17 protein-coding genes are annotated in these 20,183 nt (G+C 68.7%); 8 read left to right on the top strand and 9 right to left on the bottom strand.

Annotated elements, in window-relative coordinates:
* The first annotated feature begins 237 nt into the window (after nt 1-237).
* From tkt to CSR00_RS09870, 6 genes are all read left to right on the top strand, one after another.
* Entirely contained in the window at nt 238-2,331 is a 2,094-nt protein-coding gene (gene tkt, locus CSR00_RS09895; protein ID WP_099022221.1) for a transketolase, read from the top strand.
* Nucleotides 2,332-2,376: 45 nt separating this feature from the next.
* Nucleotides 2,377-3,492: a transaldolase gene (gene tal, locus CSR00_RS09890; RefSeq protein WP_099022220.1), complete on the top strand. Its 1,116-nt coding sequence runs from the start codon at nt 2,377-2,379 to the stop codon at nt 3,490-3,492.
* A gap of 10 nt (nt 3,493-3,502) precedes the next feature.
* Nucleotides 3,503-5,047 carry a glucose-6-phosphate dehydrogenase gene (gene zwf / locus CSR00_RS09885; protein WP_099022219.1) on the top strand — a complete coding sequence of 515 codons (1,545 nt, stop codon included), beginning with the start codon at nt 3,503-3,505 and terminating at the stop codon, nt 5,045-5,047.
* Nucleotides 5,048-5,108: 61 nt separating this feature from the next.
* Entirely contained in the window at nt 5,109-6,020 is a 912-nt protein-coding gene (gene opcA, locus CSR00_RS09880; protein ID WP_099022218.1) for a glucose-6-phosphate dehydrogenase assembly protein OpcA, read from the top strand.
* A complete protein-coding gene (gene pgl, locus CSR00_RS09875) occupies nt 6,017-6,757 on the top strand; it encodes a 6-phosphogluconolactonase (protein WP_099022217.1) in 741 nt (246 codons plus the stop codon). The genes opcA and pgl overlap by 4 nt, the downstream gene beginning before the upstream one ends.
* A 57-nt stretch (nt 6,758-6,814) precedes the next feature.
* On the top strand, nt 6,815-7,210 hold the full coding sequence (locus tag CSR00_RS09870; protein ID WP_099022216.1) for an ATPase: 396 nt from the start codon (nt 6,815-6,817) through the stop codon (nt 7,208-7,210).
* A gap of 338 nt (nt 7,211-7,548) precedes the next feature.
* On the opposite strand, the gene CSR00_RS09865 is transcribed toward CSR00_RS09870, so the two are convergent.
* The gene (locus CSR00_RS09865) at nt 7,549-8,802 is read right to left on the bottom strand and encodes a sulfotransferase family protein (protein WP_099022215.1); all 1,254 of its coding nucleotides are present in this window, start codon (nt 8,800-8,802) and stop codon (nt 7,549-7,551) included.
* Nucleotides 8,803-8,881: 79 nt separating this feature from the next.
* Here CSR00_RS09865 and CSR00_RS09860 point away from each other — a divergent pair, with 79 nt between their 5' ends.
* Complete coding sequence (locus CSR00_RS09860) at nt 8,882-10,030, top strand: DUF1214 domain-containing protein (protein ID WP_099022249.1); 1,149 nt, start codon at nt 8,882-8,884, stop codon at nt 10,028-10,030.
* On the opposite strand, the gene CSR00_RS09855 is transcribed toward CSR00_RS09860, so the two are convergent.
* The 7 genes from CSR00_RS09855 to gap form a co-directional block, all read right to left on the bottom strand.
* Nucleotides 10,023-10,652 (bottom strand): TetR/AcrR family transcriptional regulator, encoded by a 630-nt coding sequence (locus CSR00_RS09855; RefSeq protein ID WP_099022214.1) that lies wholly within the window; start codon nt 10,650-10,652, stop codon nt 10,023-10,025. The two genes, CSR00_RS09860 and CSR00_RS09855, sit on opposite strands and share 8 nt — an antisense overlap.
* Nucleotides 10,653-10,721: 69 nt before the next feature.
* Complete coding sequence (gene ppc, locus CSR00_RS09850) at nt 10,722-13,529, bottom strand: phosphoenolpyruvate carboxylase (protein ID WP_099022213.1); 2,808 nt, start codon at nt 13,527-13,529, stop codon at nt 10,722-10,724.
* Between the two features lie 183 nt (nt 13,530-13,712).
* Complete coding sequence (locus CSR00_RS09845; RefSeq protein WP_245905927.1) at nt 13,713-14,132, bottom strand: hypothetical protein; 420 nt, start codon at nt 14,130-14,132, stop codon at nt 13,713-13,715.
* Nucleotides 14,133-14,178: 46 nt separating this feature from the next.
* Nucleotides 14,179-14,415 carry a preprotein translocase subunit SecG gene (gene secG / locus CSR00_RS09840; protein WP_099022212.1) on the bottom strand — a complete coding sequence of 79 codons (237 nt, stop codon included), beginning with the start codon at nt 14,413-14,415 and terminating at the stop codon, nt 14,179-14,181.
* Between the two features lie 151 nt (nt 14,416-14,566).
* The gene (gene tpiA, locus CSR00_RS09835) at nt 14,567-15,352 is read right to left on the bottom strand and encodes a triose-phosphate isomerase (protein ID WP_099022211.1); all 786 of its coding nucleotides are present in this window, start codon (nt 15,350-15,352) and stop codon (nt 14,567-14,569) included.
* Nucleotides 15,342-16,580, bottom strand: a complete 1,239-nt coding sequence (locus CSR00_RS09830) for a phosphoglycerate kinase (protein ID WP_099022210.1) — start codon at nt 16,578-16,580, stop codon at nt 15,342-15,344. The genes tpiA and CSR00_RS09830 overlap by 11 nt, the downstream gene beginning before the upstream one ends.
* A gap of 11 nt (nt 16,581-16,591) precedes the next feature.
* The gene (gene gap / locus CSR00_RS09825; RefSeq protein ID WP_099022209.1) at nt 16,592-17,614 is read right to left on the bottom strand and encodes a type I glyceraldehyde-3-phosphate dehydrogenase; all 1,023 of its coding nucleotides are present in this window, start codon (nt 17,612-17,614) and stop codon (nt 16,592-16,594) included.
* A gap of 197 nt (nt 17,615-17,811) precedes the next feature.
* Between gap and ligD the strand changes: the two genes are divergently transcribed.
* Nucleotides 17,812-18,705, top strand: a complete 894-nt coding sequence (ligD, locus tag CSR00_RS09820) for a non-homologous end-joining DNA ligase (protein ID WP_099022208.1) — start codon at nt 17,812-17,814, stop codon at nt 18,703-18,705.
* A gap of 44 nt (nt 18,706-18,749) precedes the next feature.
* Here ligD and CSR00_RS09815 read toward each other — a convergent pair whose 3' ends face one another.
* On the bottom strand, nt 18,750-20,183 hold the full coding sequence (locus CSR00_RS09815; RefSeq protein WP_245905926.1) for a glycosyltransferase family 2 protein: 1,434 nt from the start codon (nt 20,181-20,183) through the stop codon (nt 18,750-18,752).

The raw sequence follows: 20,183 nt of genomic DNA, 5'->3' as shown, positions 1-20,183 counted from the left end.
TGATTGCGATGGTCGCGACGGCCTCGCAGCTTCTACTACAGACGATGGTAGACCGACCCGCCACCCGGGTGTTAGCTCAGGGTCATCTGAACCCGAGATGATGCCGGTCGGCCATGCTTTTGCGGGGCACCCCGACCGGGAATGCCGGTTAGTGCCCACTGCACCTGCAGCCCGACACCACCGCGCACTAGGGTTGAGCCCAGCGGCCCATCCTGACGTCCATCGAGGAGTGAGCTTGTGACCACAGCCGAAGAAATCGCGACGCTGACCGACCCGCATCACCCCGAGGATTGGACCGACATCGATTCCCGGGCCGTCGACACCGCGCGGGTACTGGCCGCCGACGCCGTGCAGAAGGTGGGCAACGGCCACCCGGGCACCGCGATGAGTCTGGCCCCGCTGGCCTACACCCTGTTCCAGCGGCAGATGCGCCACGACCCCAGCGACACCCACTGGCTGGGCCGCGACCGGTTCGTGCTCTCCTGCGGGCATTCCAGCTTGACCCTCTACATCCAGCTCTATCTCGGCGGCTTCGGTCTGGAGCTCTCCGACCTGGAGTCGCTGCGGACGTGGGGATCCAAGACCCCGGGCCACCCGGAGTTCCGGCACACCAAGGGCGTCGAGATCACCACGGGCCCGCTCGGGCAGGGCCTGGCCTCGGCGGTGGGCATGGCGATGGCGTCCCGCTACGAGCGCGGCCTGTTCGACCCCGACGCCGCGCCCGGGGAGAGCCCCTTCGACCACTACATCTACGTCATCGCCTCCGACGGCGACATCGAGGAGGGCGTCACCAGCGAGGCGTCCTCGCTGGCGGGCACCCAGCAGCTGGGCAACCTGATCGTCTTCTACGACCGCAACCACATCTCCATCGAGCACGACACCAACATCGCGTTGTCCGAGGACGTCGCGGCTCGCTACCGCGCTTACGGCTGGCACGTCCAGGAGGTCGAGGGCGGCGAGAACGTCGCCGGTATCGAGGCGGCCATCGCCGAGGCCAAGAAGGTCACCGACAAGCCGTCGTTCATTGCGCTGCGCACGATCATCGGCTATCCGGCGCCCACCAAGATGAACACCGGCGGCGTACACGGGTCCGCGCTGGGGGCCGACGAGGTGGCCGCCACCAAGAAGGTGCTGGGTTTCGACCCGGACAAGACCTTCGAGGTGAGCGAGGACGTCATCACCCACACCCGGGGGCTGGTGGCCCGCGGGAAGGAGGCCCACGAGGCCTGGCAGCAGGACTTCGAGGCGTGGGCGGCCCGCGAACCCCAGCGCAAGGAGCTGCTGGACCGCCTGCTGGCGCAGGAGCTGCCCGAGGGCTGGGACGCCGACATCACGACGTGGGAGCCGGGTTCCAAGCCGATGGCCACCCGCGCCGCGTTCGGCCAGGTGCTCAACGATGTCGCGCCGAAACTGCCCGAACTGTGGGGCGGCTCGGCGGACCTGGCCGGCAGCAACAACACCACCATCAAGGGGGTGAAGTCGTTCGGTCCCCCGTCGATCTCGACGACGGACTTCAGCGCCGACTGGTACGGCCGGGTGCTGCACTTCGGGATCCGCGAGCACGCGATGGGATCGATCCTGTCCGGCATCGTGCTGCACGGCCCCACCCGGGCCTTCGGCGGGACGTTCCTGCAGTTCTCCGACTACATGCGGCCCGCCGTACGCCTGGCGTCGCTGATGGACATCGACACCATCTACATCTGGACGCACGACTCGATCGGGCTCGGCGAGGACGGCCCCACCCATCAGCCGATCGAACACCTGGCTGCGTTGCGGGCGATCCCCCGGCTGTCGGTGGTGCGTCCGGGTGACCCGAACGAGACCGCGTACGCCTGGCGCAGCATCCTCGCCCGCGGAAACGGCAGCGGCCCGGTCGGTTTCATCCTCACCCGCCAGGGCATCCCGGTCCTGGAGGGCACCAGCGCCGACGGCGTCGCCAGGGGCGGCTACGTCCTGGGCGGCGGCAACCCGGCCGACGACGCCGACGTCATCATCATCGCCACGGGCTCCGAACTGCAGCTCGCGGTGGAGGCACGAAAGCAGCTGGCCGACAAGGACATCAACGCCTACGTCGTGTCGATGCCGTGCGTGGAGTGGTTTGAGAGCCAGCCACAGGAGTACCGCGACTCGGTCCTTCCCCCCGGTGTGTCGGCGCGGGTGGCCGTCGAGGCGGGTATCGCCATGCCCTGGCACAAGCTGGTCGGCGACACCGGCGAGATCATCTCGATCGAGCACTACGGCGAATCCGCCGACGACAAGACCCTGTTCCGTGAGTTCGGGTTCACCCCCGAAGCCGTCGTCGCCGCCGCCGAACGGACGCTGGACAACTGAATCCGGTAGGACCCCATCACACAATCAGCCGAGAGAAGGCAGCACATGACTCAGAATGCGAATCTGGCGGCGCTGAGTGCCGCCGGCGTCTCCGTGTGGCTCGACGACCTGTCCCGTGAGCGGTTGCAGACCGGCAATCTGCAGCAGCTCATCGACACCCGATCGGTGGTCGGGGTGACGACCAACCCGTCGATCTTCCAGGCGGCCCTGTCCAAGGGCGACGCCTATGACGCCCAGGTCAAGGAGCTCGCCCAACGTGGCGCCGACGTGGACGCCACCATCCGCACCGTGACCACCGACGACGTACGCAACGCCTGCGACGTGCTGGCCAAGGTCAGCGAGGCCACCGACGGTGTCGACGGGCGGGTGTCCATCGAGGTCGATCCCCGCCTGGCCCACGACACCGACAAGACCATCCTGCAGGCCGTCGAGTTGTGGAAGATCGTGGATCGGCCCAACCTGCTGATCAAGATCCCGGCCACGCTGGCCGGGCTGCCGGCGATCACCGCGGCCATCGCCGAGGGGATCTCGGTCAACGTGACCCTGATCTTCTCCGTCGAGCGGCACAAGGCGGTCATGGACGCCTACCTGACCGGCCTGGAGAAGGCCAAGGAGGCCGGCCACGATCTGTCGCGGATCCATTCGGTGGCCTCGTTCTTCGTCTCCCGGGTGGACACTGAGATCGACAAGCGTCTCGAGGCCATCGGGTCGGAGGCGGCGCTGGAGCTGCGCGGGCTGGCCGGGGTGGCCAACGCGCGGCTGGCCTACGCCGCCTACGAGGAGGTCTTCGTCAGCGGTGGGCGTTTCGCGGCTCTCGCCGCCCACGGGGCGCGGGTGCAGCGCCCGCTGTGGGCCTCGACCGGGGTGAAGAACCCCGACTATGCCGACACCATGTACGTCACCGAACTGGTGGCACCCCACACGGTCAACACGATGCCCGAAAAGACCCTGGAGGCCGTCGCCGACCACGCGGTGATCACCGGGGACACCATCACCGGCACCGGCGAGGCCGCCCAGCAGGTGTTCGACAACCTCGCCGCGGTGGGCATCGACCTGCCCGACGTGTTCAGACTGCTCGAGGACGAGGGCGTCGAGAAATTCGAGAAGTCCTGGCAGGAACTGCTCGAGGCCACCGCGCAGCAGCTCGAGAGCCAGAAGTGAAGCCCGCCGCATGAACAGCGGAAACACCCCGGCCGTGTGGCAGAACCCGTTGCGGGACAAGCGCGACAAGCGCATGCCCCGCATCGCCGGTCCGTGCGCCGTCGTCATCTTCGGGGTGACCGGCGACCTGGCCCGCAAGAAGCTGATGCCCGCCATCTACGACCTGGCAAACCGGGGACTGCTTCCCCCGAGCTTCGCGCTGATCGGCTTCGCCCGCCGCGACTGGGCCGACGAGGACTTCGGCCAGATCGTCTACGACGCGGTGAAGAAACACGCCCGCACCCCCTTCCGCCAGGAGGTGTGGGACCGCCTGGCCGAGGGGTTCCGCTTCGTTCAGGGCACCTTCGACGACGACGCCGCCTTCGCGCGCCTCGCCGAGACGTTGCGCAAACTCGACGCCGAACGGGGCACCGGCGGCAATCATGCGTTCTACCTGTCGATTCCGCCCGGCGCGTTCCCCGTGGTGTGTGAGCAGCTCTCGAAGTCCGGGCTCGCCGAGACCCAGGAGGGCTGCTGGAGCCGGGTGGTCATCGAGAAGCCCTTCGGCCACGACCTGGAGAGCGCGGAAGCACTGAACTCGGTGGTCAACAGCGTGTTTCCGGAGTCCTCGGTGTTCCGCATCGACCACTACCTGGGCAAGGAGACGGTGCAGAACATCCTGGCCCTGCGGTTCGCCAACGAGATGTTCGAGCCGATCTGGAACGCCCACTACGTCGACAGCGTTCAGATCACCATGGCCGAGGACATCGGACTGGGCGGCCGCGCAGGCTATTACGACGGAATCGGTGCGGCGCGCGACGTCATCCAGAACCACCTGTTGCAGCTGCTGGCGCTCACGGCCATGGAGGAGCCGGTCAGTTTCAGCCCCGCCGAACTGCAGGCGGAGAAGATCAAGGTGCTCTCGGCGACGCGGCTGGCCGGCCCGCTGGAGGAGACCACCTCCCGCGGTCAGTACACGGCGGGCTGGCAGGGCAGCGAGAAGGTGGTGGGTCTGCTCGATGAGGAGGGCTTCTCCAAGACCTCCACCACCGAGACGTTCGCGGCCATCACCTTGGACGTCGACACCCGGCGCTGGGCCGGGGTGCCGTTCTACCTGCGCACCGGCAAACGGCTGGGCCGCCGGGTCACCGAGATCGCCCTGCTGTTCAAGCGGGCTCCGCACCTGCCGTTCGACGCCAGCATGACCGACGAACTCGGACAGAACGCCCTGGTGATCCGGGTGCAGCCGGACGAGGGCATCACGTTGCGGTTCGGGTCGAAGGTGCCGGGCAACAAGATGGAGGTCCGTGACGTCAACATGGACTTCTCCTACGGCTCGGCGTTCGCCGAGGACTCCCCCGAGGCCTACGAACGCCTGATCCTGGATGTCCTGCTGGGCGAACCGTCGCTGTTCCCGGTCAACGAGGAGGTCGAACTGTCGTGGAAGATCCTCGATCCGGCCCTCGAACACTGGGCCGAACACGGCAAGCCCGACCCGTACGAGTCCGGAAGCTGGGGGCCGCAGTCCGCCTTCGAGATGCTGCAGCGCTCCGGACGGGACTGGCGGCGGCCGTGACCGGCGAGCCGATGTCGACACACCCACACTCGACGGACCCGCACTCGAGGAGCCGGCACCCATGATCATCGATCTGCCCGACACCACCACCGACGTCATCAACAAGAAGCTCGTCGAGCTGCGCGAGGAGGGTGGCGCGGTGACGATGGGCCGGGTCCTCACCCTGGTCATTGCCCCCGATACCGAAGCGGTGCTGGAGGACTCGATCGCGGCGGCCAACTTCGCCAGCCGCGAGCATCCCTGCCGGGTGATCGTGGTCATTCCCGGTGACCGGCTGACCAGCCAGGCGCGGCTCGACGCCCAGATCCGGCTCGGCCACGACGCCGGCGCCGGCGAGGTGGTGGTGCTGCGGCTGTCGGGTCCGCTGGCCGGGCACGCCAGCAGCGTCGTGGTGCCGTTCCTGCTGCCCGACACTCCCGTCGTCGCGTGGTGGCCCGACATCGCGCCTGACAACCCCGCCGACGACCCCCTGGGCAGGTTGGCCATTCGCCGTATCACCGACGCCACCAACGGACTGGTCCCCCTGGAGGCGATCAAGAGCCGGCTGCAGGGCTACAGCCCCGGCGACACCGATCTGGCGTGGAGCCGGATCACCTACTGGCGCGCCCTGCTGACCTCGGCGGTCGAGCAGACACCGCACGAACCGATCAGGTCGGCGGTGGTCTCCGGGCTGCAGTCCGAACCCTCACTGGACATCCTGGCCGGGTGGCTGGCCAGCCGCATCGACGGGACGGTGACCCGCATCGTCGGCGACCTGAAGGTCGAGCTCGTCCGCGACTCGGAGACCATCACGCTGTCCCGGCCCCAGACCGGCGTGACCGCCACGCTGACCCGTACCGCCAAACCCGACGCCCTGCTGCCGTTGGCCCGCCGGGAGACGCGCGACTGCCTGGCCGAGGACCTGCGCCGGCTCGACGCCGACGAGATCTACCTGGAGGCCCTGCGAGGCATCGAAAAGGTGACCTACGCGTGAGCACCACCGTGGTCGAAACCTATGCCGGCACGGACGAACTGGTGGCCGCCGCGGGTGACCGGCTGATCGACGCCATCGGATCCGCGATCGCCGAGCGGGGCCGCGCCTGCATCGTGTTGACCGGGGGCGGCACCGGTATCGGCCTGCTGCGCCACGTCGGTGCGTACGGCGGCTCCATCGACTGGTCGGCGGTCCATCTGTTCTGGGGCGACGAACGTTTCGTCGCAGCGGACGACGACGAACGCAACGACAAGCAGGCCCGTGAGGCGCTGCTGGACCACATCGACATCCCCGCTGCGAACGTCCATCCGATGGCCGCCCTGGGAGGCGAGTTCGGCGACGACCTCGCCGCCGCCGGCGCGGCCTACGAGCAGACGCTCGCCCGCTACGGGACCGATGGCGCACCCGCCCCGGATTTCGACGTGCACCTGCTCGGGATGGGCCCCGAGGGTCACGTCAACTCGCTGTTCCCGCACACCGCCGCGGTGCGGGAGAAGACGCGCCTGGTCGTCGGTGTGGAGGACTCGCCGAAGCCGCCGCCGCGCCGGATCACCCTGACGCTGCCGGCCGTGCAGCGTTCCCGCGAGGTGTGGCTGGTGGTGGCCGGGGCGGGCAAGGCCGACGCCGTGGCCGCCGCGGTCGGCGGCGCCGAGCCGGTCGAGATCCCCGCCGCCGGGGCCGTCGGTACGGTCCGCACGGTCTGGCTGCTCGACGTGGAGGCGGCCGCCAAGCTCTGAGCGCCGCCCCGTGCACGGCCGCGGCGATCGGGAAGCGCCGCGGGCCATAATGGCGTCATGGCAGACAAAGGCGAGGTTCAGGGACGGCCCGCGGGACGTGCCGGAGGACGGACCGGGGGGCAGCGCCTCAGGACACTGGCGCAGGCGGCGCTGAACGCCGACGTCACCGTCGAGCAGGTGGACACCCTGCTCACCGGGCTCAGTGAGACGCTGCTCGACCTGAACAGCTCCACCGACAACCTGGACGACACGCTGGAACGCTTCAACGCGACGATCAGCCGCATCGATGAGCTGGCGCCCCGACTGGTGGCGGTGGTGGACCGGCTGGAGGGCATCGTCGACCGCGTGGAACGCATGGTGGGGGTGGCCGAGACCGCGGTGGCGCCGCTGTCGGCCACCGAGAACGCGGTACGGGGGGTAGTCAACGCGGTGCGCAGCCGCACCGGGATCTGAGCGCGAGGCCGTCACTGACCGGGCCCGCCCGGAACGGGTAGCTGGGCGAGATCGCCGTGCCGTCCCGCGCTCACCGAGCGTGCGCGGGGACCGCCGTAGACGAGATTCCGCCGATCTGCACGCACACTCGATGCAGGCGCGACGGGACACCCCGACCGAAACCTTGCCCACTACATCCCCACTTCATCCCCCACGACTTTCGCCACCGCCCGCAGCAGGCACCGACGCCAACGCACCGAGCGTGCGCGGGGACCGCCGTAGACGAGATTCCGTCGATCTGCACGCACACTCGATGCGCCGAGGGTGGGCGGGAACCGAGGCCCTGGCGGCTCGCCCCGTCAGGGACGGTCGACGAACCGCGCGACATACGGGGCGAAGCGCTTCCGCAGCTCATCCCTGTCCAGGCCGAGATCCTCGGCGCGATAGTCGACGCGACCGAGGCGGCCACGCTGGTGTCCGGCCAGGTAGTCGGCCACCGCGCGCCGCGACTCCTCCCCCGGCCGGTAGCCGGCGATGTCCCAGACGCGTTCGATCATCGCGAGGTCGTCGGCCATGAAGGCGTCGAACCGCACGTCAATGGTGCGCTCGGGCGGCAACAGATGGTGATCACGCATACACGCGGTGAGCATCTCGTCGATCCGGGTGATCCAATAGTTGGCCACGGTGGGCACATCGACCCGATCGACGCTCATCCGCATGGTGTAGGTCATCATCGTGGCCATCGACACCGAGACGTCGACCGGATCGCGATGGGTGACGATGAACGTCGCATCGGGAAACACGTTGAGCAGGGGCACGAACTGCTCCAGGTGCTGCGGCGACTTGAGCACCCAGCGCCGGTCGCGGCCGTCCTGGTGCTGGAGGACCTGCAGCATCATCCGCAGGAACTGGTACCCGGGGGTCTGGTCGTGGGTGGCCAGATAGTCCGACCACCGCGGCAGGTGGGTCAGGGTGGTGAAGAACCCGCTGGCGAAGTCCTGCACCATCAGACCGATGTCCTCGTGAATGTGGTCGATCGTCATCTCGTGCATCAGACCGAAGTAGGGCATCAACGTGTTGGAGATCGCCAGGGCATCGCCGGTGCGCCGGCGACGCGGCTCGATGGTCCCTTCCTCGCCCGGTTCCGGGAGCGGTTCCTGCGCCTCCCAGTACGGCAACGACCGCAGCGCCGGGTCGGCGGCGAGCAGGCTGTGCAGGTGAGTAGTCCCGGTCCGCGGCAGGCCCGCGATGACCAGCGGCGCGCTGACCTCCACGTCGAAGATCTCGGGGTGGCGCTTGAGGTGGTCGATCACCCGAAGCCGCCCCTTCAGGAAGGTCAGCATCAGCGAGAAGGCGTAGGTCCGGCCGAACGCCGTGAAGTGCGGGAGTCCGTCAAATGCCTGCAGCAGCACGGCCATTCGTTCCCGATAGTCCTGGTCACCGAAATCGTCGAGCCCGGTCTGCGCGGCGGCCTGCTCGTGCAGCGCCTCGACGGTCAGGGGACAGTAGTCGGCCATGGCCGCCATGCCGTCGATGATGGCCTGCGCTTCCGGGGTGAAGGTGGGCCGGGCCAGATCGGTGATGTGGACAACCTCGGGAGCGGCGTTGGTCACGTGGCTGGACGGTACGCCGGCATTACAGTTTTTACAAGGGTTGTTGTGCTGTATGTTCAGCGCTGCCTATGATCGGCGCATGTCCACTCCGGAAAGCGCGGCCGCCTGGCGCGAACTGCTCTGCGCCTTTGCCGAATTCGACGACAACTTCCTCTCGGGCCCCAAGGCGGTGCGCGGCGAGGTCGCCGTCTCGGAGGGCTACCAGAACCTGGCGACCATGCTGGCGCTGTCGCTGGACATGCATTTCTTCGCCGATCCGGTGGCGCCGCGGTTCATCGACAACCTGACACCGTTTCGGCCCGACCGCCGGTGGGGCGGTGACAACACCGACTGCTACTACAGCTACGCGGTGGTGGACCCGCGCCGCACCTATCGCGTCAGCGGCGTGCCCAACGACAGCAGCATGTACTCGCTGACCGTCTACAACGAGCCGGAGCCGGGCGCGTGGCCCAACCGTACGGTCGGACTGCTCTACGACACCGACATGCCACTCGACGCCGACGGCGGGTTCTCCTGCGTGCTCGGCCCGCAGCGGCCCGACGGCTACGACGGCCCGTTCATCGAGCTGTCCCCCGACGCGCGCGGGATCGTCACCCGCGACTATCACGCGCACCCGGAGTCCGAGCGGCGGGTGCAGTGGGACATCGAGGTGACCGACCACGCAGGCCTGCCGGTGGTTCCCGCCAAATCCGATGCCGACGTGGCGAAGTCGTTGCGCGCGGCACTGCGGTTCGCCCAGGACATGTACGCGCTGATCCCGCTGATCCTGATGGAACGCCGGCCCGTCGAACTGGCCGACGGCCAGTCACTGACCACCAACACCCTGGCCCCGCCCTACCGCGCCGGTGGCGCCACGCACGGCTACTCGATGCAGGACGCGTGCTACTGCCTCGGCGGTTTCTCCCTGGAACCCGGTGAGGCTCTGGTGATCACGTCGCGCCACCCCAAGGCCCGGTTCTGGAACCTGACCCTGTGGAACCAGTACATGGCCGCGTTGGACGTCGAGTACGGCCGCGCCGGCCTCAACTCGGGCACCGCGGTCCCCAACAGCGACGGGACGGTGACCATCGTGGTCAGCCGCACTCTGCTCGACCATCCGAATGCGATCTCCACCAAGGATCGTCCCGAGGGACTGATGTCCTTCCGGTGGTTTCACGCCGACGAGCTGCCGGAACAGCCCAGCACCGCCGTGGTGCCCGCCGACCGGGCGCCGCGTACCGTCAGCTGAGGCTGCGCGCGCCCATCGGGTCCTGCGCGGCCGCGAGCACCGGCCCGATCCAGCGGCGCAGATAGCCCCGCAACGACTCGGGGCTGCGCGGCGGATCCGGTGGCGCGATCACCATCGACTGGATCATGCGCAGCAGATACTCCACCAGATCGTTCATCGCCTGGCCGCGGAAGCCCAGCGCGGGCCAGTCGACCGCTGTGTGCTCCAACATGATTCGTGAGCGCGCTATGGCGTCGGGCAGCACCATCCGCCGGCTGACCAGGCGGCCGCGCTCGGTGTCGAGCAGCAACGACAGCAGCGGCTCGTGCGGCAGCGCCTCCACCAGATACGCGACCGCTTCGACGAGCAGCTCGGTCGGGTCGGTGATCTCCGCGGTCAGCGCGCCGATCCGTGCGGTCCATCCGCCCAGGGCGGTCTCCGCCGCGGCGTCGAGCAGTTCCTCGGTGGTGGCGAAGTGCCGATAGATCGTGGGTCGGGTGACCCCCAACTCGGACGCCACGTCGGAGAGCGTGGTGTGCCGCGGGCCGCGCCGCTCGACGGCGGCGATGGCCGCCTCGACGACGCGTCGGCGCGCCTCGGTGTCATCGGCCGGCGGTGCGCCGCGCCATCCTCTACGACCCATGACACCCCCCATGACACCGACGCCCCATAGCACCAGGAGTGTAGCGACGTCCGGTGCCCGCGGCGCAGCTCAGCCGCTGTTCCGCAGTGCGGTGGCCAGACCGCTCATCGTCAGCAGGATCCCCCGCTGGACCAGTTCGTCCTCGTCACCGGCGCGGTAACGCCGCAGCAGTTCGATCTGGAGATGGTTCAGCGGCTCCAGGTAGGGGAACCGGTTGAAGACCGACCGGGCCAGCGCCGGGTTGTCGGCGAGCAGGTCGTCGTGCCCGGTGATCAGCCGATGCATGGCGATGGTCCGCTCGTGCTCGTCGACGATCTTGTCGAACACCCGGCTCCGCAGCGCCTCGTCGTCGACCAGCTCGGAATACCGCGCCGCCAGACCCATGTCGGACTTGGCCAACACCTGGGCCATGTTCGACAGCACGGTGGCGAAGAACGGCCAGCGCCGGTACAGGTCGCGCAGCACGGCGAGCCGGTCCTCCCCCGCCTCGGCCCCTTCGGCGATGTAGGACTCGAACGCCGCTCCGGTGCCGTACCAGCCGGGCAGCATGACCCGCGACTGGCTCCAGGCCAGCACCCACGGGATCGCGCGCAGATCGGCGATCGAGGTGGTCGGCTTGCGCGAGGTGGGACGGCTGCCGATGTTGAGGGCGCCGATCTCGCTGACCGGCGTCGACGCCTTGAAGTACTCGACGAAGCCCGGTGTTTCGTGAACCAGATCGGCATAGGCGCGCTGCGCACGGGCGGCCAGGTCGTCCAGGACGGCGTAGGCGGGTTCGGCGGCCTCCCCGAGGCCCTCCACGTCGAGCAGTGTCGATTCCAGGGTGGCCGCGACCAGGGTCTCCAGGTTCCGGTGCGCGATGCGGGGCTCGGCGTACTTGGCGGCGATGATCTCGCCCTGTTCGGTCAACCGGAGGGAGCCTCTGACCGCGCCGGGCGGCTGCGCCAGGATGGCGTCGTAGCTGGGGCCGCCGCCGCGGCCGACCGTCCCGCCGCGCCCATGGAAGAGCCGCAGCCGGATGCCGGTCTTGTCGGCCATGTCGACCAGATCCAGTTCGGCGCGATACAGCGCCCAGTTGGCCGCCAGGTAGCCGCCGTCCTTGTTCGAGTCAGAGTAGCCGAGCATGATCTCCTGGCTCTCGCCGCGGGCGTGGACCAGGGCCCGGTACAGCGGGAGGTTCAGGACGGCTTCCATGATCGCCGACCCGCGTTGCAGGTCGTCGATGGTCTCGAACAGCGGGACGATGCCCACCGGGGCGTACGGTTGCTCCGCGGAGGCATCGAGCAGGCCGGCCTCCTTGAGCAGGATCGCCGCCTCCAGCATGTCGGAGACGGACTCGCACATCGAGATGATGTAGTTCGGGACGGCCAGCGGTCCGTAGGTCTGCACCGCGCGCGCCCCGGCCTTGACGATGTCGAGCTCCTTGCGGGCCAGCTCCGACAGGTCGGCGTCCGCGGTGGTCAGGGGTCGGCGGGTGGCCAGCTCGGCGGCCAGCAGGGTCACCCGCTCGTCCTCGGGCAACGCCGCGTAGTCGGCATGCACCCCGGCCCAGGCCAGCAGCTCGGCCACGACCTGCTCGTGCACCTCGGAGTTCTGCCGCATGTCCAGACCGCTGAGATGGAACCCGAAGACCCGGACCGCCTCGCGCAGCCGGGCCAGCCGATCGTCGGCCAGCAGCGTGCTGCCGTTGGCCCGCAGCGAGGCGTCCACCGTATCGAGGTCGCCGAGCATCTCCTCCGGGGAGTCGTAGCGGGTCAGCCCCAGATCGAGTTCGTGCTCGGGCTGGCGGTCGAGGATCTGGGCCGCGGTCGCCGTCAGCCGGGCGTGAACCACCCGCAACGCCCGGCGGTAGGGCTCGTCGGCACGCGCCGGTTCGTCGAGCACGTCGGCCAGCGATGTCAGGCCGTCGCTGATGTGTACCAGCCGCACCGACATCGACAGTTCCTCCTCCAGGGCGGTGAGCTCGGAGAAGTAGTGCGCGAACGCGGTATAGGCGGCGCTTCCGGTGGCCAGCCGGACCACGTCCGCGGTGACATTGGGGTTGCCGTCGCGATCGCCGCCGATCCAGGACCCGGGACGCAGGATGGGGGCCTCCAGCAGCCCGGCGTCCGGCCAGCGGGCCCGCAGGGCGTCCCGAACCTCGGCGTTGACCTGCGGGATGACCTCGAAGAACGCCGACGGGTAGTAGCGCAACCCGGTCTCGATCTCGTCCTGGATCTTCAGCCTCGACAGCCGGATCAGCGCCGTCTGCCACAGGGTCAGGATCTGCCTGCGAAGCTCGACCTCGATGCTGGCCCCGTCGTCGGTGTGTTCGTGACCCCGGGCCCGCAGGCGCATCAACTGGGTGATGCGGTGCTGGGTGTCGAACACCGTGCGACGCCGGGTCTCGGTGGGATGTGCGGTGATCACGGGTGCGATGAGCGCGCCGCGCAGCGACTCGGCGACGGTGGCGGCGTCGACGTCGGCGGCGTCGAGTTTGAGGTAGGTGGCCTCCAGGCTGCTGTTCTGCGGTGGATCCCCGGCGGCCAGGTGGATGGCGCGGCGACGTTCGCGGTGGATGTCCTCGGCCACGTTGGCCAGCAGCGCGAAGTTGGTGAAGGCGCGGATCACCGGGATGGCCCTCTTGACGTCGATGCCGTCGAAGAGTTGGGCCAGCTCCGTGCGGTCGATCTCGGAGCGGCGGACCCGAAAGGACTCCACCCGGGCCTTCTCGACCAGTTCGAAGATCTCCTCGCCGTTCTGGTCGCGCACCGTCTCGCCCAGGATGGCCCCCAGCAGCCTGATGTCCTCACGCATCGGCTCGGTGGCCTCCCGGCCGACCTGGGTGCGCTGTACAGCGCCGATGGGTTCCAGCGTCACGTCTTGGACATCAGGCATCCACCAAGTATCGGCGAGCCGGATTGAGGCTGCAGGGCGAGGTCGACCGCGCCGGTGCCCGCGGCGCCACGGAGGGCAGCGTCCCCGGTGGGTGTCCCCTCGGCCGCCGATCAACCCCACGATCAACCCGCACGATCAGACCACGGATCAGCCCAGGGATCAGCCCAGGGATCAGGCAGCGGATCAGCTACTGACCAGAACGACCGCCAGCCCGATCGCCAGGATCACCAGGGCGGCCACCAACAGCCCCACCGCCACGCGGGCACCGTTGTAGGGCTGTGGCGGTGGCCCCAGGCTGCCGCGGCCGAACGACCACAGCGGCGCCCGGTATTCGAGCGCCACGGTCTGGCCGGGGGCGATCGCCACGGTGCAGTCGGCCGGGCCGATGCGCGGCGGCAACAGGTAGGGCACGTGTACGTGCACGTGTGTGGCGCCCGGCCACACCGGAATCAGGGTGCGGCCCCATCCGTTGGTCGCGACCGGATGGCCGTTGACCGCCACCGTGGGCGGCGTCAGCGCCAGCATCAGCGCCAGCGGGCAGTAGTGGGCGCTGAAAGCCAGAAACTGGCCCGGTGGCTGTCGGGGATCCGCCGGCCCGCCCATCTCAGAGACTCGAGGCCGAAGGAGGCCGAAGGCTGCGTGTCCGGCGTCAGGCGCCGTACTTGATCTGCAGGCCCATCCCGATGATGGAGACCAGCCAGATGCCCGTGACGAACAGGGTCAGCCGGTCGAGGTTCTTCTCGACCACCGTGGACCCCGACAGGCTGGACTGGACACCGCCGCCGAACAGCGACGAGAGCCCACCACCCTTGGCACGGTGCAGCAGCACCAGCAGCACCACCAGCACGCTGGTGACCACCAGGATGATCTCGAGGGCCAACTCCATAGTCGTCAGGGTACCTGGTGGGCCCGGTGTGGCGGTGCACCGCCCCGGCCGTGCTCGGCCAGAAGACCCCGGCCGTGCTCGGCCAGAAGACCCCGGCCGTGCTCGGCCAGAAGACCCCGGCCGTGCTCGGCCAGAAGACCCCGGCCGGCTCTCAGGGCAGGGGTCCGCCCGCGGCGATGGCCGAGAGCATCGCGAACTGCTCACCGTCGAGGGAGGCTCCGCCGACCAGCGCGCCGTCGACGTCGTCCTGGCCGACGATCTCGCCGACGTTCTTGGCGTTGACCGAGCCGCCGTAGAGCACGCGTACCGCGTCGGCCACCGCCGGGGAGGCCAATTCCGCGAGTTCGGCGCGAATCGCCGCGCACACCTCCTGGGCGTCGGCGGCGCTGGCCACCCGGCCGGTGCCGATGGCCCAGACCGGTTCGTAGGCGATGACCACCGTGGCGATCTGTTCGGCGGACAGCCCCGCCAACGAGCCCCGCAGCTGCGCGACGTTGTAGTCGACGTGCTGGCCTGCCTCGCGCACGTCGAGGCCCTCCCCGATGCAGACGATCGGGATGAGCTCGTGCTTGAGCGCCGCGGCGGCCTTGGCGGCCACCAGGGCGTCGTCCTCGTGGTGGTAGGTGCGCCGCTCGGAATGCCCGACGACGACATAGGTGCAGCCCAGTTTGGCCAGGAACGCCCCGCTGACGTCGCCGGTGTAGGCGCCCGAATCGTGCTGGGAGAGGTCCTGGGCACCGTAGGTCAGCCGCAGCTTGTCACCGTCGACCAGGGTCTGCACGCTACGCAGGTCGGTGAACGGCGGGATGACGGTGACGTCGACCTTGTCGAAGTACTTGTCGGGCAGGGAGAAGGCGATCTTCTGCACCAGAGCGATGGCCTCGAAGTGGTTGAGGTTCATCTTCCAGTTACCCGCGATGAGCGGCTTACGTGCCATTGTTCTCAGACTCCAGGACGTCGATGCCGGGCAGTGTCTTGCCCTCCAGGTATTCCAGGGATGCGCCGCCACCGGTGGAGATGTGGCTGAAACCGTCTTCGTCGAGCCCGAGCTGGCGCACCGCGGCGGCCGAATCGCCGCCACCCACCACGCTGAACGCCCCCTTGGCGGTGGCGCCGATGATGGCCTCGGCGACCCCCTTCGTCCCGGCCGCGAAGGCCGGGAACTCGAAGACGCCCATCGGTCCGTTCCAGAAGACGGTCTTGGCGTTGGACAGCAGTGCGGTGAACCGCTTCACCGACTCCGGGCCGATGTCCAGGCCCATCTGGTCCGCGGGGATCCGGTCGGCGGGCACCGTCTGGGCCGGCGCGTCGGCGGCGAACTTCGGTGCCACCACGACGTCCACCGGGAGGTGGATCACATCGCCGTAGTCGTCGAGCAGTTTCTTACACGTCTCGATCATCTCCTCCTGGCACAGCGAGGACCCGACTGAAAGCCCCTGTGCGGCAAGGAATGTGAAACACATACCACCACCGATGACCAGGCTGTCGGCCTTGGTCGCCAGGTTCTCGATGACGGCCAGTTTGTCGGAGACCTTCGATCCGCCGAGCACCACGGCGTAGGGCCGTTGGGTGGATTCGGTCAGCTGCTCGAGCACCTTGACCTCGGCGGCCACCAAGGTTCCGGCGTAGTTCGGCAGCAGTTGGGCGACGTCATAGACCGAGGCCTGTTTGCGGTGCACCACCCCGAAACCGTCGGAGACGAAGGCCGCCCCCGATCCTGGCCCGCCGACCAGCTCCACCAGGGCCCTGGCCAGTGCCTGACGCTCGGCCTCATCCTTGCTGGTCTCGCGCGGGTCGAAGCGGATGTTCTCCAGCATCAGGATGTCGCCGTCGGTGAGACCCTCGGCACGGGCCAGCGCGTCGGACCCGACCACGTCGCCGGCCAGTTGGACGTGGCGGCCCAGCCGCTCCCCCAGGTCCCGGGCGACCGGCGCCAGCGAGAACTTGGGGTCCGGAGCACCCTTGGGCCGGCCCAGGTGTGCGGTCACCACCACCTTGGCACCGGCGTCGGACAGCGCCTTCAGCGTCGGCACCGAGGCGATGATGCGGCCCGGGTCGGTGATGGTGCGGTTCTCGTCGAGCGGAACGTTGAAGTCGGAGCGCACCAGCACGCCCCGACCCTCAACCCCCTCGGCGAGCAGGTCATCGAGGGTCTTGACACCCATGACCCGGCCGCCTACAGCGACTTGCCGACGAGGCCGACCAGGTCGACGAGCCGGTTGGAGTAACCCCACTCGTTGTCGTACCAGGACACGGCCTTGGCCTGGTTGTCGATCACCTTGGTCAGGCCGGCATCGAAGATCGAGCTGTGCGGGTCGGTGACGATGTCGCTGGAGACGATCGGGGCGTCGTAGTACTTCAGGATGCCCTTCATCGGCCCCTCGGCGGCGGCCTTCATCGCGGCGTTGATCTCGTCCGCGGTGGCCTTCTTCGCCAGCTCCACCGTCAGATCCGTGCACGAACCGGTGGGGATCGGCACCCGCAGCGCATAGCCGTCGAGCTTGCCCTTCAACTCCGGCAGCACCAGTCCGATGGCCTTGGCGGCGCCGGTGGAGGTGGGCACGATGTTCAGTGCGGCGGCGCGGGCGCGGCGCAGGTCCTTGTGCGGACCGTCCTGCAGGTTCTGGTCCTGGGTGTAGGCGTGCACGGTGGTCATCAGGCCCTGGACGATGCCGAACTCGTCGTGCAGCACCTTGGCGAACGGGCCGAGGCAGTTGGTGGTGCACGAGGCGTTGGAGATGATGTTCTGGCTGCCGTCGTACTTGTCGTCGTTGACACCCATCACGATGGTGATGTCCTCGTCGGTGGCCGGCGCGGAGATGATGACCTTCTTGGCGCCCGCGTCGAGGTGCCCCTTGGCCTTCTCGGCCTTGGTGAAGATGCCGGTCGACTCGACCACGACGTCGACGCCGAGGTCACCCCACGGCAGCGCCGCCGGGCCCTCCTTGACCTCCAGGGCCTTGATCTTGGTGTCGCCGACGACGATGGTGTCGTCGCCTTCGAGACCGACCTCGTACGGCAGCCGGCCCAGGATGGAGTCGAATTTCAGCAGGTGCGCCAGCGAGGCGTTGTCGGTGAGATCGTTGACCGCGACGATCTCGATGTCGGTGTTCTTGCCCTCGGCCTTCTGCGCATCCAGCGCGCGGAAGAAGTTGCGTCCGATGCGGCCGAAGCCGTTAACGCCTACCCGGATGGTCACGTGTCTCTCCTCATGGTGCGTTGGCTGCTCGGCAGCCAGCCTAGTAGTGCCGCATCTCGGACGCGCGGGTTGGTTGAAGAACAGCGACCGCCGATCACCGCCGGTACGCCCCCATATCAGTACCGGATGAACGGTGTGTGACAGATCTCCACATCACAATGGATTAAAAATCCGGAGTTTGCGGGTATCCGCGGCGGGTGACAGTTTCAGGCGTCGAGTTATCCAGGCCCGACAAGGTGCTGTTCGCCGATTCGGGCCTCACCAAGCGTGACCTGGCGGAGTACTACTCCGCGGTGGCCGGTGTGATGCTGCCCTACCTGACCGATCGGCCGATCAGCATGCAGCGTTTTCCCGACGGGGTGGCCGGACCCGGTTTCTACGAGAAAGCCACGCCCGCCCACTTCCCCGACTGGCTGGACACCGCCGTGGTGGACACCGCCGAGGGGCTGCAGTCACAGGTGGTCGTCAACAGCGCCAAGGCGCTGGTCTACCTGGCCAACCAGGCCTGCATCACCCCGCACACCTGGCTCAGCCGCACCAAGGCACTGGACATGCCCGACCAGTTGATATTCGACCTGGACCCCTCGGTCGACGACATCGCGCTGGTACAGCGGGCCACCACGGTGTTCGGTGAGTTCCTGCACGAACTCGGGCTGACCTCGTGGGTCAAGACCAGCGGGTCGCGCGGGTTCCACATCATGGTTCCGCTGCGGCCCACCGAGAATTTCAACCGGACAAGAACTTTCGCGCGCGAGGTGGCCGAGACCGTCGCCGAGCGCGTGCCCCGGTTGCTCACGGTCCAGCAACGTCGCGACCAGCGCGGGTCGCGGGTGTACGTCGACATCATGCGGAACGCCTACGCGCAGACCGTGGTGCCGCCCTACGCCGTGCGAGCCCGGCCGGGTGCACCGGTGTCGACGCCCATCGAGTGGTACGAGGTGGATTCGGTGACACCCGACGAGTACACGATGGCCTCGGTGCGCGCGCGGCTGTCCCGTCGCGGCGATGCCTGGCACGGGGTGCGCCGGCGCGGCCAGGGCCTGACCAAGGCACGCCACCGGCTGGCACGTGTTCGCGGCGACGTGCACTAGCCCCGCCCGGCCGCGGTGGCCCCCCGGGGATGCCGGCCGGCACGTCAGCGATCGTCGGCAGCCATCCCGAACCGGTGGGCCGAACCCCATTGCTGGGCTCCACCGAGGAAGGCGATCCAGCCCAGGGCGGCGCCGGCCTGCAGAAGTAGCTGGAAGCTGAGCGGACCGACCAGCGTGGCGGCCGCGGTGGCCACGGCACTGCCGCGGGCCGGGTCGTTGACCCAGCGCCGGTACCGGCGCAACGACCAGATCTGGAACACCACGTCGATGGCGATCTTGCCTCCGACGATGAGCAGAATCGGCCCCAGGATGTCCGACCGTCCGCTCACCAGAAAGTAGATCAGCAGCGCGAAGGCGGTCAGCCCGTAGAGCGGCTGCACGGTGTCGAAGGCCTTGACCGGCAACATCACGGTGCCCAGCGTGCCCAGCCTGCGGTCTCCGACCATCGCCCGGTACCACCACTGCGTCTGCAGAAAACCGCCGAACCACCGGCGGCGTTGCCGCAGGAACTCCGGCACCGATCCGGGCGCCTCGGTCCGCGCCTGGGCGTCGCCGACCACCCGGAACCGCCACCGCAGGCCGTGATCACCGGCGTAACGCTGCATCCGGGCCACCAGTTCGTAGTCCTCGACCAGACAGGTCCCGTCGAACCCGCCGACATCGACCACGGCCTGACGACGGAACCCGGCGAACGCACCGGAGATCAGCTGCAGGCAGTCCAGCTGCATCCAGGCGTGGCGGGCCAGGAAGTTCTGGATGTACTCATAGGTCTGGAACCACTGCATGACCCGGCCCGTCCTGGTGGGTGCGCACACCGGCGTGATGACGCCGGTGATACCGACGAGCTCCGGCTCCGCGGCGAACTCGCGCCGCACGGCGGCCACCGCCGCGGGGTCGACGACCGTGTCGGCGTCGATCGTGATGATCACGTCCTCGGTGGCCAGCAGCAGCGCGGCGTTGAGCGCCTTGGCTTTTCCACCGTGCGGCAACCGGACCAGCCGCAGTGTGGTGTTCTCGACGCGAACGGCCCCCTCGTCCAGGCCGTAGCGGTCACGCAGCATCTCGGCGGTGCCGTCGGTGGAGCCGTCGTCGGCGATGTAGATCGTCTCCGGCGGCGAGTGCTGGCGCAGCAGCCCGGTCAGGGTGACCGGCAGCGCGGTCACCTCGTTGTGGGCGGCGATCAGCACTGCGATGGTGGTGGGCGCCGCGAGCCGGGTCGGCTCCGGCGTCGACCCCGGGGTCGCGTCGACGATCCGCGAAATACGCCACGCGGTAAAGATCTGCAGGCCGGCGTCGTAGGCGAGGTAGGCCAGCCCGACCGACCACGCGAAGATCCCGCCGTGCCCGAACACCAGGAGAAACAGCGAGATCCACAGCACCAGCACGGTGGTGTGGATCAGCGCGCTCGCCACCGGCGTCGGCGGGGGCGCGAGCCGGGACGAAGCACGGCGCAGGGCCGAATTCAGGGGGTCGGTCAA

The organism is Mycolicibacterium palauense (assembly GCF_002592005.1).
Classification (GTDB): Bacteria; Actinomycetota; Actinomycetes; order Mycobacteriales; family Mycobacteriaceae; genus Mycobacterium; species Mycobacterium palauense.
Note: the sequence above shows the minus strand (reverse complement) of the source record. Positions and strands in the feature narration are given on the sequence as shown.